This is a genomic window from Nocardia sp. NPDC050435 (assembly GCF_040655395.1).
Lineage (GTDB): Bacteria > Actinomycetota > Actinomycetes > Mycobacteriales > Mycobacteriaceae > Nocardia.
Window position 1 is genome coordinate 179,362 of sequence record NZ_JBFAJW010000012.1, and the last position, 13,421, is coordinate 192,782.

Consider the following 13,421-nt stretch of genomic DNA (forward strand, 5'->3'; position numbering starts at 1 on the left):
TGCGCCATGGTCGATTTCGGCCTGATCGAGGAGTGGGAGCCGCCGCCGGGCCGGCTCACGAGCTGGGTGGCGGCGCCGGAATCGGCCGCGCGCGCCCGGCTCGCGCCCGTCCATCCGGCCCCGCCCTCGCATCAGCAGGAGCAGTACCTGCGGCTGGCCGACCAGCACGCCGCGGCGGAGTTCCGCTACTCCGGACTGTGCCTGGTGACCGCCGAGATCCCCACCGGTGACCTGGACCGGGCGGCGATGACCCGCGCGATCAACGCCTTCCTGCTGCGGCACGACACCTTTCGGACCTGGTTCCGGATCGGGGCGGGCGGGGTCGTGCAACGGCATCTCGTGCCCGCCGAGGACGTGGAGTTCGTGCCGGTGGACTGCGGGTGGGTCGACGACCCGCACACCGTGCGCGACCACGTGCAGAAGACCACGCCGGGGCCCTTCGACTGGGATTGCTTCAGCTTCGGGGTGATCGAGCGCGCGGACTCCAGCACGCTCTACCTCGCGGTCGATCACCTGCACACCGACGGTTTCGGCCAGTACCTGTCCGGGTTCGATCTGGCGCTGCTCTATGCCCGCGAGGTCTGGCCCGAAACGCCCGACCTGTTGCAGCCCGCGGCCAGCTATCTCGACTACTGCACCGCCGAGCGGGCCTACACCGGTCAGATGTCGCTCACCTCGCCCGGAGTGCGCAAGTGGCTGGAGCTGATTCGCGGCAACGGGGGCAGCCTGCCCGCGTTTCCGCTGGATCTGGGCAAACGCTCCGATGTGTACAACCGCAGTGCGCACCGCACGGTGACGCTGTTCGACGAGGCGGCCGCCGCCCGCTTCGAGCGGCGCTGCCGGGCCAACGGCGCGGAATTCGTGGGCGGCATCTTCGCCGCGGCCGCGCTGGCCGAACGCGAACTCGTCGGCAGCGACTACTACTTCGGGATGACGCCGGTCACGACTCGCAGCACCGCCGCCGAGCGGGCGTCGGTCGGCTGGTACGTGACGCTGCTGCCGGTGGCGTTCCCGCCGGGCCGGGCCAAGTCCTTCGACCGGGTCGTGCAACTGGCGCAGCACGCCTACGAGAACGGGCTCCGGCTGGCGGCGACCTCGTTCCAGCGGGTGGTCGAATTGCTGCCCGCCGATTCCGATCTGGATCTGAGCCCGGGCTGGGCCTGTCCGATGATCTCCTACGTCGACGCGCGCGAGCTGCTCGGCAACGAGGTCTTCGACATGGCCTCGTGCGGGCTCTACGCCAATCGTGCTGCCTCCGAACAGGTGCTGATCTGGATCAACCGGCTGGCGACCGAGACCACGCTGAGCGTCATCTATCCCGATACCCCGGTGGCGCACGGTTCGGTGCGGCGATATCTGACGCAGCTCGAAGCCGTCTTCGCCGCCGCCGCGCGGGAGGAGAACCCTTGAGCGAGAGCAGTTTCCGTGATCCGGGCATTCCCGACGGCGAGAAATCGGTCTACGTGTGCGGGCTGGTCGACCAGCCGCCGGGCTTCGATCTGGTCAGCGTGACCCACCACGACGGCGACGGGTACCGCTCCCTGGTGCAGGTCACGCCGAGCTACGGCAGCTTCGCGATCACCGTGGAGCAGCTGTTCCAGCGCGCGGGCGGGCAGCTGCGCGCGGCCACCTATCGCGCCGAAACCGTCTCCGGCGCAACGGTGGTGAGTCGCGAGGAGGCGGCGTTCCTGGGCACGACGCACCTCCAGATCGGCGGTGGGCTCGCGCCCTTCCCGACCGGCCTCGTGCCGCTCGCGGGCGTGCTGACCCTGCTGCGCGGTCTGGACCTCACCGAGGGCGCGACCGCCGAGCTGAACCTGTGGCTCGCCTTCTCCGTGCACATTCCGGTGACGGCCAAGGTCGAGCAGTGCGTCCCGGTCGGGGTCCCGGCCGGGCTGATCGAGTGCTGGCCGATCCGGCTGCGGCCCCGGCTGGCCGGGATGAACCCCATGTTCGAGAAGATCCTCGGCGGATTCCTCCCGCCCGCGGTCGTCTACATCGAAGCGGCCCCGCCGCATCGGACCGTCCGGGTCGGGTTCCCGACCGGTCCGCTGCCCGGCGATCCGCGCGCGCTGCTGGAGCTGGTGAGCTGAACGGCGGTGCCGCAGGCTATTTCACGCCGATCGGCTTGCCGAAGAACGAGGCGACGGTCTCGCCGAAGGTCTGCCCGAGCAGCGCCAGGCCCGCGGGGTTCAGTGCCATCAGGCCGGCGTCGGAGGTGCTGCACCCGTGTTCGGCCGGGACCCCGTCCAGCCGATCGCGCAGCCACAGCAGTGCGGTCGCCGTGCCCGAGACCTCGGTGCTGACGTGTTCGCCGAGGTGCTCGCGCACGTACTGCACCCGTGCGGCCGGGTTCCGGCAGTAGGTGTCCACCAGCGTGTTCACCGGCCCGACCGGGACCAGCTCGTCGGGATTGGCCTGCCAGATGAACATCGGGGCGCCGGGCACCGCCTGACCCATGCGGGTCTTGTCCAGCGTGGCGCGCACGACGGGGTTGCGCATCGGATCGCCCTCGGGCACCCGCAGCAGCCCCTTCATGTTCATGAACGGGAACAGCGCGGTGTTGTACTGCACGCACAGCCCGCCTTTGAGCACCGCCAGGCCCTGGCCCAGCGGGTCGAGATCACGGCGGAGCAGGTCGCCGAAGTCCGGATACTCGCGGCCCAGGCCCAGTACCGCGCCCATGATCATCCCGGACCACATCTGGCCGTTGCCGATGTCGAGCAGCGGGCCGAAGTCCGCGGGGACGCCGCCTTCGGCAACGCCGACGATGTTCAGTTCGGGCGCGTAGCTCGGCTGCAATTCGGCGGCGTGCCCGGTGGCGATCGCGCCGCCGGAGTAGCCGTAGAGACCGACGCGGGTCTGCTCGGCCAGCCGCATCGGCGCGAAGTCGCGGGCGGCGCGGATGCCGTCGAGGGTGATGCGCCCGGCCAGCGGTCCGGCGGCGAAGGCGCTGTCGGGGCCCTGATGATCGGGGATGACCACCGCCCAGCCCTGCTGTAGCGCGCCCTGGGCGATGACGAATTCCAGCGGGGCCACGATCTGCCCCAGGAACGTCGCCAGCGACCACTGCCGCACGGCATAGGACGGGGCGCAGTAGGCGGCGAGGGAATCCTCGGCGATCTGCATGGAGACCAGCTTGTCCGGCGCGGAACCGCGCGGCTTCAGCACGGTGGCGACGGCGGCGATCGCCTCGTCGCGAGAGTTGTTGGAGCGGTAGGAGACCTGCCAGGCGTCGACGTTGATCGGGATCAGGCCCGCGTTGGCCACCTGGACCTGGCGCGCGGCGATGATCTCGCCCGGCGCCTTCGCGGCGACCACCGCGGCGGGCGGACGGTAGAACCCGGGATCCAGCTCCGGTGGCAGCGCGACGGCCGGTGCGGCCGGCACCGTGCCCTCCGGGGTGCCGCCGGCGACCGCGGTGTTCAGGGTGGCGGCAGCCAACAGCAGAGCTACCGCGACAGCCACCGATTTCCCTGGCAGCCACCGACGTCGGACCATCTCGCACTCCATTCGGCAAGATTGAGACGTCTATGTCTCAATGCTGGAGGTGAGACTAGCCAGACCGAGACGTACTTGTAAAGGTTGTCCGAGACAGTTCGGGTCGGCGGGCCGGGAATCGCGCGTCCCGGCCCGCCGCCGCGCTACCGGCGGCCGCGCCGCCGCAGTGCGACGACCAGCAGGACACCGCCGATCACGAGCACGAGGGCCACCCCGGCGGCCAGTGCCAGCGGTGCGATGCCCGTCGATTCGCTCGCCGGAGCGGCCTGTGTCCCTTGCTCTTTCGCCGCGGGCCCGCCGTTTTCGCCGAAGGCCCCGTCCGCCGCCGCGGCGCGGTAGACCGGACCGGCCTCCGGTGCGCCGGTCACGCTGACCTCCAGCTCGATCGGCACCGGCGCGGTGCGTGCCACCTCGGGCTCAATGCCGGGGCTGAGTTTGACCGCGATGTAGAACCACCCGGGCACCGACTGCTCCCGCACCTTCACCACGTCCGCGTCGCGATTGCGATACCGGATCGGGACGGTGGCCAGGGCGGCGTCGTGCGACGGCAGCACCGTCTCGCTCCCGGTGTAGGCCGTGGTGTCGCTGTCGACCTCGGTGCGGAACGGGGTGTACAGAGTCGTCGCCACATTGGAGACATAGGCGCTGCCGCGCTTGCCCGTGTCGCCGTAGCGGACCCGATAGGCCAGGCCCTGGCCCCATTCCGCCCGCACTCGGTAGAACACGAACTCCCCGCGCTGCAACGTATCCGAGTAGAGACCCGAACCGGGCAGTGCCGTGGCGACGTTGAACGAGCCGCCGCCCACCACCGGCCGGGCGGGCCCGGGCGGCGTAGTGAAATCGACCGGCGCGGTCTGGGCCGGCGGCGGGCCGGGATCCGAAACCCCGGATTCCAGACCGACATTCATCTCCAGCGTCAGCTGTTCGGGCGCGTTCTCGCCGACATTCGACCACTCCAGCGCGAAGTAGTAGCGTCTGCCGCCGCGGCACTTGTCGGCGCCCGCACCGGTCTTCGGTTCGGCCGCCTTGGTGAACACCGTGCCCACGGTCAGGGCGACGCCGTCGGAGGAGCGGGTGGCCTGCTCGCTCTCGAACACATTGCAGTCCTGCCCGTCCGCGCCGTACACCCGCAGTGTGAGCGAGTTGTTGGCGAACAGCGCGGAGCCGTCCCGGCGCGGGAAGGACACCGTGCCGCTGAAGTAGGCGGTCGAGCCCTCCGGGATGTCGACGGCGTAGTGGCGCCTGGTCTTCTGGGACAGCACGTCCAGGTACTGACCCGCCGCGAGCGCCGGCGCGTCGCGATACTGCGCGGTGCCCTGGACGCGGGTGCCGGCCGGGGTGTAGTTCCGCAACGCCGTCGCGCTGACGCGGGGGAGGACCTGCTCGAGGGTCCTGCCGTCGGCGGCGTCGGTGTAGGTACCGCCGGTGGTCTGCGCCAGGCAGGTCAGCTGGGCGCGCGAGGGCGCGTCGACCCCGAAACCGATGGCGTGCATGACGATCTGGTGCCCCTGGGCGGTGAGCTCCTTGGCGACCTCGCACGGATCGGGCGGGGAACAGGTGTCGAGCCCGTCGGACACCAGCACGATCGAGCTGGGCCCCGCCTCGGGCAGTGCCCGCGCGGCTTTGCGCAGGGCGGCCCCGATCGGGGTGAAACCGCTGGGCACGATCCCGTCGACGGCCGTCGTCAGCGCGGCTTTGTCGAGCGGCTCGGCGCCGCGCAGTTGCGTGACATCCTGGCAGCCCGCGGTTTTCTCGGCGTCCGAGGAGCCGGTGCCCGTGCCGTAGACGGTCAGGCCGACCTTCGAGGCGTCCGGCGCCGCGCCGACGAACGTCCGTACGGCGTTCTTGGCCGCGTCCATTTTGCTGCCGCCGCCCGGATCGGCGGCCAGCATCGATCCCGAGGCGTCGAGTACCAGCATGGTGGGCGCGTACTCCGGATTGTGCTGCGCTGGTTCCTGGGCGACGGCGGGTGCGGCCCCGGGGAGCAGGCCGATCACCCCCGCCGCGGCGAGAACGACGACCTTCGCGAGACGCAACACGCTATCCACACTCCGTTCCGCCGCACCCGGACATTCGCGGCGTTCCGGACACTACTGCAACGGATGTAGCGATAGCCACTCGAAATGCGAACAGCAAAACGGGGATAGCACCCAGATGCTATCCCCGAATGCGGTGTCTCGCTCAGGCTGTGGCGTTCTCGCCGGCGCGCCGGATCTCGACGATCGGCAGGCTCAGCGCGGCCGGCGCGCTCGCGGGCACCACCGGCTGCTTCGGCGCGACCGGCGCGATGCGCTGGTAGCCCGCGGCCTGCTCGGGCCGAGTGTCTTGCTCGCCCTTGTTCGGCCAGTACGCCGCCGCGCGTTCGGCCTGCGCGGTGATGGTCAGCGACGGGTTCACGCCGAGATTGGCCGAGACGGACGCGCCGTCCACCACGCTGAGCGTCGGGTAGCCGTACACCCGGTGGTAGGCGTCGATGACACCGTGTTCGGCGTCCGCGCCGATCGCCGCGCCGCCGAGGAAGTGCGCGGTCAGCGGGATGTTGAAGATCTCGCCCCAGCTGCCGCCGGCGATGCCGCCGATCTCCGCGGCCACCTTGCGGGTGACGTCGTTGCCCGCCGGGATCCAGGTCGGATTCGGTTGGCCATGGCCCTGTTTCGAGGTCAGCTTGCGCCCGAACAGTCCGCGCTTGGTGTAAGTGGTGATCGAGTTGTCCAGATGCTGCATCACCAGCGAGATGATGGTGCGCTCGCTCCAGTTCCGGGTGGACAGGAAGCGGAACAGGTCCAGCGGCCGGCGCAGCACCAGCAGCAGGAAGCGCAGCCAGCGCGGAATGCGCCCGCCGCCGTCGACCATCAGCGTCTGCAGCAGGCCCATCGCGTTGGAGCCCTTGCCGTAGCGGACCGGTTCGATGTGGGTGTCGGGCGTCGGGTGGATCGAGGAGGTGATCGCCACGCCCTTGGTGAAATCGACGCCCGGGGTGACCTTCTTGGTCGCCGCGCCGACGATCGACTCGGAATTGGTGCGGGTCAGCACGCCCAGGCGGTCCGAGAGCTCGGGCAGCACGCCCTTGTCGCGCATGGCGAACAGCAACTGCTGGGTGCCGCGGGTGCCGGCGGCGAGCACCACGTTCTTCGCGGTGTAGGTGCGGGGCTGCTTGCGGAGCAGGGCCCCGGTGCGGCGGGTGGAGACGTCCCAGGTGCCGTCCGGCAGCGGGCGCACGCCGTCGACCGTGGTCATCGGGATGACCTGCGCGCCCGCCTTTTCCGCGAGATAGAGGTAGTTCTTCACCAGCGTGTTCTTGGCGCCGAACTTGCAGCCGACCATGCAGTCGCCGCACTCCACGCAGCCGGTGCGCTCGGGGCCGACGCCGCCGAAGTAGGGATCGGCCACCGTCTCGCCGGGTTCGCCGAAGAACACGCCGACCGGGGTCTGGACGAAGGTGTCGCCGACGCCCATGTCCTCGGCGACCTTCTTGAACACCTCGTCCGCCGGGGTCATGTGCGGGTTGCGCACCACGCCGAGCATCTTCTGTGCCTGCTCGTAGTACGGGGTGAGCTCGTCGCGCCAGTCGGTGATGTCGCGCCACTGCGCATCCTGGAAGAACGGCTCCGGCGGCACGTACAGGGTGTTCGCGTAGTTCAGCGAGCCGCCGCCCACGCCCGCGCCGCCCAGGATCAGCACATCGCGCAGCAGATGGATGCGCTGGATGCCGTAGCAGCCCAGGGCGGGGGCCCACAGGAACTTGCGCAGGTCCCAGCTGGTCTTGGGCAGCTCGTCGTCGGCGAAGCGCTGGCCGGCCTCGAGCACGCCGACCTTGTAGCCCTTCTCGACCAACCGCAGTGCGGTGACGCTGCCGCCGAATCCGGAGCCGACGATGAGTACGTCGAAATCCGTCGCCCGCTGGTCCATGTGCAGAACTCCCTCGATGCCGGTCTTCTGTGACTGTCGGTAACACTACTCTCCAGTAGTGGTGCGGCTCACGCTCGGGTTTTCCCTCAGTTGACGACGGCGGTGCGCGGCCCGTCAAGGGGTGTGGGCGGCTTGTTCCGGAGCGGTGCTCGCTATTGTTGACAACGCTCTCCGAATGGTGCACCGTGTCCGATATGCCGACGACGCCCCGCGCCCGCGCTCGCGCCCAGACCATGGAGGACATCGTCCGGATCGGACGCGACCACCTGGCCACCGACGGCGCGGCCGCGCTGTCGCTGCGCGCGGTCGCGCGCGATCTGGGCGTGGTGTCCTCGGCCGTCTACCGATACGTGCGCAGCCGCGACGAACTGCTGACGCTGCTCGTCATCGACGGCTACACCGCGCTCGGCGACGCCGTGGACGCGGCGCTGGCCGACGCGCCCGACGATCCGCGCGAACAGCTGCTCGTCCTCGCGCGCACCGTCCGCGCCTGGGCGCTGGCCGAACCCGCCCGGTACGGACTGCTTTTCGGCACCCCGGTGCCCGGCTACGACGCCCCGGTCGAGCAGACCACCGCGCCCGGCACCCGCGTCATCCTCGCCATGCAGCGGCTGTTCGCGCGCGCCCACGAGCGCGGGCAGCTCACCGCGCCCGATCCGCTTCCGGTCGTCTCCGCTCCGCTCACCGGCAGCTTCGCGGCGATCCGCGGCGAATTCGACCTGGATCTGCCGGACTGGCTGATCGTGCGCGGGGTCACCCTGTGGGCCTCGCTGTTCGGCCTGGTCAGCGGCGATGTCTTCGACATGTACGGCCCGGAGACCTTCGCCGATCGGGACGAGTTGTTCGAGCTGCAACTCGGCGCGCTGCTCGACATGCTCGGGTTCCGCACCTGAATCCGGCTGCGGTGCAGAGCTTGTGGCCGGTGCCCAATCGGGCTGTGCTGTGCCCCAAGACACTATTGCTCGGCATTGTGGCGGCCGTTACTGTTACCCGCGGGTAGGACAGCGGCGTTGTCTGGGACGCCAATACCGAGCGGGGAAGTATGCACAAGCGACGACGCTTATTCCGGACCATGGTCACCCTGGGGGTCGTCCTCGCGATGAGCGCCGGTCTGGTCTCGGCGCAGTCCGGTCACGCGACGCCGGACGGCGGCGCCCTCGGCGCGGCCTGGACCGCGACCCACGACGGCCCCCGGACCTACCCGCAGGTGCACATCGACTGGGACGTGCCCATCACGATGAGCGACGGCACGGTCCTCAAGGCCAATGTCTACCGGCCCGCCGACGCCGCCGGCGTGCCGGCCGCCGAGCGCACGCCGACCATCGTCAACCTCACCCCGTACTCGAAACTGCTGAGCAATATCGCGGATTCGGCCCAGAGCGTCCCGGTGCTCAGCGACCTGCTGGTCGAGGCGCTGAAAGGGTTCGACCTGTCGGGCTACGGCCTCGGCGGGCTCACCGAGCTGACCCGGGTGCTGCCCGCGGGCCTGGGCCGCTCCTTCGCGGTCGATCGCAAACTCGTGCAGAGCGGCTACACCCAGGTGGTGGTCGACGTGCGCGGAACCGGCTTCTCCCAGGGGATCTGGCAGGTCTTCGGGGAACGCGAACAGCAGGACGGCGTCGAGGTCGTCGACTGGGCCGCCCGCCAGCCCTGGTCCACCGGCGACGTCGGCATGAGCGGCGTCTCCTACTCCGCGATCAACCAGATGCAGACCGCGGAACGAAAGCCCGCGGCGCTGAAGGCGATCTTCCCGATCGTGCCCGGCAGCGACCTGATCCGCGACATCGCGGCCACCGGCGGCGGCGTCGGCATCGGCTTTCTGCCGATGTGGCTGCTCGGCGTCAACGGGCTCAAACTGGTTCCGGACGTGCAGTCGGTGCTGACCGGCCGCTTCGATACGAAATGGCTGGCCGACCGCGCCGCCGATCCGCTGACCTTCTTCAACTATCTGCTGGCAGCGCTGACCGTCCCCAGCATCGCCGAGGTCCCCGAGCACCTGATGGATCTGCTCACCGACGATTCGCTGTTGCGCACGGCCTGGCTCGGACATCCCGAACGGATCGAGATCCCCACGTTCGTCTACGGCGGCTGGCACGACATCTTCACCTACTCCTCGCCTCGCGCTTTCGAGGCGGTGAACGTACCCGCGGGTCAGAAGAAACTGATCATGGGCGACACCTACCACCTCACCTCCGGCAGCGGCATGGGCCTGCCGGGCGGCCCGCCGCGCCTGGACGTCCTGCAGCGCGCCTGGTTCGACAAGTGGCTCAAGGGCATCGACAACGGGATCGACAGCTACGCCGATGTCACCGTGTGGCAGCAGGGCGGCGGCTGGACCAGCACCACCGAATTCCCGCGCCCGGGCATGGATTACCGGCGCATGTACCTCGATCCGGCCGTATCGGGCACCGCCCGCAGCCTGCACGACGGCAGCCTGACCGCCGAGCCGCGGGGCGCGGCGCGCCTGACCGTCGCGCCGGGCCTGACCGGCGTCTGCTCACGCGACTCCGCTACGGGCACAGCGGGTTTGACCGCCCTGCTGGACGTGTGCGCGAAGGACGACCGGATCAACGAAACCAACGGCCTCACCTTCACCAGCGCGCCGGTCACCGAACCCACCCAGATCTCCGGCCCGATCGCGGTGCACCTGAACACGGTGCTCGACGCCACCGACGGCTACTGGGCGGTCACGGTGAACGACGTCGCGCCCGACGGCCGCTCCACGGTCTGGACCAGCGGACAGTTGCAGGCCTCGCTCCGGAAAGTCGACGACGCCAAATCGGCGCGCAGCCCGAACGGGGATTACACCGAGCCCTACCCGATCCTCACCCTGGAAGATCGGCTGCCCCTGGTGCCCGGCGAACCCACGATCATCGACCTCGGGCTCCCGGCCACCGACGGGGTGCTGCAACCCGGGCACCGGCTGCGCATCGATGTCTACGCGCTGAATTTCCCGCGCGGAATTCCGTTGCGGCCCTTGCTGAACGAGAGCGAGCTCCAGCCGCAGCACCTGGAGCTGGATCCGAACCGTCCGAGCTGGGTGAACATTCCGGTGGCCGGGAACCCCGGCTGGTAGGCCGGGAACCCCGGCTGGAAGGCCGGGGTCGCAGGCGATCGCTCGCCGGTCCGCGCGTCGGTGCGGTTCCCGGCGATGGATCGGAGCAGCCGGGTGCGTCGCCGGAGTGCGCGCGAAAGGCGTTCTCCGCGTGCGCTATCCGGCGACAGCGGTGCGCCGCTGACCGGCAATCGCACCGCCGTAGGCGACGGCGCCCACCCCGGTCAGCGCGATCGCGAGCGGAGTGTGCCGTTCGCCGCGCTCCTGTCCGTCGCGCTGATCCGCCAGCTTCGACTCGTAGGTGAAACTCTCGCCGCTGCCGCCGACGACAATGCACTTGTCGCCGGGAGACATGCGTTTGCCGTCGCACTCGGGCGTCGCTCCCGGATCCGCGTTCGCCGCGAAGAGCGAGATTCCGAGCCAGATGGCTCCCGCCACGAAGGCAAGTCCACCGACCTGCCGGATCACCCCGAGTGGGCCGTTTCCGCTCGCCATGATTCCTCCCCGGATAGGCGAGCTGAGACTAACAGCGCGGAACCGGCTGGGGCACGCGGTTTTCCGGGGACCCCGGGATCGTGACCCGGTCGACGCAGACCGCTCAGTCCGGCACGGTCACCGGGTCGGCGCAGCTGGCGACGGCGTCGACGAAAGAGCACGCCTTCGGCGCGCGCGTGGGGCGATAGGCCGGCGGGACGCCGCCGGCGCGGGTGATCGCGGTGTAGGCGGGGACGGCGTCGGTGGGCTTGCGGGTCAGGCTCGGATCGGTCAGCACGTCGACCGTGTAGAGGCCGAAACGCGGTGTGTAGGAGCCCCACTCGTAGTTGTCGGTGAGGCTCCAATAGTTGTAGCCGATCAGGTTGATGCCGTCGGCTTTCGCGCGTTGCAGCCAGTAGACGGTGTCGCGGAGCAGATCCGCACGGGTGTAGCCGTCGTCCCGGGGGTGGCCGTTCTCGGTCGGCATGCCGTTCTCCACGATGTAGAGCGGTTTGCCGGGGAAGGCACGGGCGTAGTGCTGCAGGGCGTAGTAGATGCCCTCCGGTTGCAGCGAGTTCTTCCAGAGCTCGGTGAAGCTGAAGCCGCCGACCAGGGTGTCGGGGGAGAGGCCGTAGTAGTAGTCGATACCGATGTAATCGAGTTTGTGCGCGATGCGCGAGATCATCGCGCCGCTCACCAGGTCGTCGGCGGCGGGGATGTAGGCGACGTTGCTGGTCACCATCGCGCCGGGCTGCACCTGGTGGATGTAGTCGTAGATGCTGTTGTGGGACTGGGCGAGCCGCTCGTTCATCGCGGGCACGGCCGTCGCGGCGATGCCGCCGTGACGGGTCTCGTTGATGACGTACATGGCGGGTTCGTTGAAGGTGACCCACATCGGGTCGGCGGGGGCGTACCGGTCGACGACGCGGCGCGCGTTGGCCAGCCAGTCCTCGACCATGCCGGGGTTGCCCCACCCGCCGCGGTCGACCTCCCAGCCCGGGTAGACCCAGTGGTCGATGGTCAGCATCGGGCGCATCCCGGCGGCCTTGATCGTGGCGATCACATTGTCGTAGAACCGGAAACCGTCCTCGTCCCATCGGCCCGGCTCCGGCTGGACCCGCGCCCACTCGATGCCCATCCGGTACACCTTGACGCCGAGGTCGGCGGCGAGCTGGATGTCGGAGCGGTAGCGGGTGTAGAAGTCGATCGATTCGAGGTAGGGATCCTCGGTCTTGCCGGCCGCCACGTAGCGCGACCAATTGCTGTCCGGTGCGTGCCCTTCGGCCTGATACCCCGACGCCGCTACGCCCCACAGGAAATCCGGGCCCAGGGGAGCGACCAGGTCCGGGGGAGCGGGCCGCGCCTGCACCGGTGCGGCGGTGACCAGCAGCGCGGCGGCGGAAGCGGACATGGCGGCCAGGGCTTGGCGGCGGCTGAGCGATCGCATGGGTCTCCTGCGGGATTCGGTGATCACTTGTCCGGCAGCCTAACTGGTCGAACGTCCGAAACGGGGGAGGATCGATGGGCAATTGCAGGACTCTGCCCCTAGAAGTAAAACATCCCAGTAGGTAGATATGCGCATCTAACTATATGCAGCATATAGAACCAAAAAACAAAAACCCCGCACAGACGAGAGCGGCGCTCAGCCAGGAACGCTCGCTGTCGCGACCAGATAGCCCTTGGGATCGCGCCACGCTTCGCCGGGGTGGAACTTGAACCAATCCTCGATGTCGGCGGTGAGATCGGTGAGAATGGCGGCGCGGTTCGGATGGTCGGGGGCGATGCCGTCGAAGGTGAACAGCGCCTCGGCGAAACGGATCAGCGGCTCCGGGCTGTCGATGACGAGGGCGTTGTCGCGGTGCAGCAGGTGCGCGGTGCCGAAAGCCGCGTCCAGCAGCGGCGGGAGGGTTTCGGCATGCACCGTGTACGGCGGGGCGTCGTCGCGGGTGATGCCGTAGGTCGCGGCGTGCGCGATGATCAATTCGCGGATGCGCGGGCAGGTTTCGGGGTAGTTGACCACCACGCAGACGGTGCCGCCGGGCTTGGTGACCCGGCGGAATTCGTGCAGCGCGGCCGCCGGATCGGGGACGTGGTACAGCATGTGCCGGGCGGTGAGGATGTCGAAGGTGTTGTCCTCGAACGGCATCCGGGTGGCGTCGGCGAGGATGCCGCGGACGCCGGGAATGACGTCGGCGGCTGCGACCATGGCCGCGGAGGTGTCGACGCCGATCAGCGGGCCGTGGTGACCGGCCGCGGCGAGGCCGGCCAGGAAACGCGCGTCGCCGCAGCCGATGTCGGCGAGGTATTCGCCGCCGGTGAGGTCGATCGCGGCCAGGACGTCGGCCTGCGGATCGTGTGGCTGCTCCGAGTAGCGCCGGTGGGTGTCGATCCGGACCTGCAGCGCGGTGGGATCGGAGTATTCGGCGTCGAGATGACGGAACGCGCCCGTGGGAGATTTCATCGGTGGTCCTTCGGTCCAGTG

Annotated in this window: 10 protein-coding genes; 4 read left to right on the top strand and 6 right to left on the bottom strand. The window is 69.5% G+C overall.

All coding sequences use genetic code 11. From position 1 onward, the window contains the following. The first annotated feature begins 6 nt into the window (after positions 1-6). Positions 7-1,410, top strand: a complete 1,404-nt coding sequence (locus AB0I43_RS32435) for a condensation domain-containing protein (RefSeq protein ID WP_356976480.1) — start codon at positions 7-9, stop codon at positions 1,408-1,410. Continuing rightward, positions 1,407-2,093: a hypothetical protein gene (locus AB0I43_RS32440; protein ID WP_356976482.1), complete on the top strand. Its 687-nt coding sequence runs from the start codon at positions 1,407-1,409 to the stop codon at positions 2,091-2,093. The genes AB0I43_RS32435 and AB0I43_RS32440 overlap by 4 nt, the downstream gene beginning before the upstream one ends. A 16-nt stretch (positions 2,094-2,109) precedes the next feature. Here the strand turns inward: AB0I43_RS32440 and AB0I43_RS32445 are convergent, their stop codons facing one another. The 3 genes from AB0I43_RS32445 to AB0I43_RS32455 form a co-directional block, all read right to left on the bottom strand. Continuing rightward, positions 2,110-3,429 carry a lipase family protein gene (locus AB0I43_RS32445; RefSeq protein ID WP_356976620.1) on the bottom strand — a complete coding sequence of 440 codons (1,320 nt, stop codon included), beginning with the start codon at positions 3,427-3,429 and terminating at the stop codon, positions 2,110-2,112. Positions 3,430-3,644: 215 nt separating this feature from the next. Beyond that, the gene (locus AB0I43_RS32450; protein ID WP_357433186.1) at positions 3,645-5,540 is read right to left on the bottom strand and encodes a VWA domain-containing protein; all 1,896 of its coding nucleotides are present in this window, start codon (positions 5,538-5,540) and stop codon (positions 3,645-3,647) included. 142 nt (positions 5,541-5,682) lie between these two features. Beyond that, a complete protein-coding gene (locus AB0I43_RS32455; protein WP_357433188.1) occupies positions 5,683-7,410 on the bottom strand; it encodes a GMC family oxidoreductase in 1,728 nt (575 codons plus the stop codon). Between the two features lie 194 nt (positions 7,411-7,604). Between AB0I43_RS32455 and AB0I43_RS32460 the strand changes: the two genes are divergently transcribed. After that, positions 7,605-8,303 (top strand): WHG domain-containing protein, encoded by a 699-nt coding sequence (locus AB0I43_RS32460; protein WP_357433189.1) that lies wholly within the window; start codon positions 7,605-7,607, stop codon positions 8,301-8,303. A 206-nt stretch (positions 8,304-8,509) separates the two neighbouring features. Beyond that, positions 8,510-10,486, top strand: coding sequence for a CocE/NonD family hydrolase (locus AB0I43_RS32465; protein WP_357433258.1), 1,977 nt, complete (start codon positions 8,510-8,512; stop codon positions 10,484-10,486). Between the two features lie 135 nt (positions 10,487-10,621). On the opposite strand, the gene AB0I43_RS32470 is transcribed toward AB0I43_RS32465, so the two are convergent. From AB0I43_RS32470 to AB0I43_RS32480, 3 genes are all read right to left on the bottom strand, one after another. Next, a complete protein-coding gene (locus tag AB0I43_RS32470; protein ID WP_357433191.1) occupies positions 10,622-10,960 on the bottom strand; it encodes a hypothetical protein in 339 nt (112 codons plus the stop codon). Positions 10,961-11,063: 103 nt separating this feature from the next. Then, entirely contained in the window at positions 11,064-12,386 is a 1,323-nt protein-coding gene (locus AB0I43_RS32475; RefSeq protein WP_357433193.1) for a family 1 glycosylhydrolase, read from the bottom strand. Positions 12,387-12,581: 195 nt separating this feature from the next. Next, positions 12,582-13,400: a class I SAM-dependent methyltransferase gene (locus AB0I43_RS32480; RefSeq protein WP_356976493.1), complete on the bottom strand. Its 819-nt coding sequence runs from the start codon at positions 13,398-13,400 to the stop codon at positions 12,582-12,584. Between the last annotated feature and the right edge of the window lie 21 nt (positions 13,401-13,421).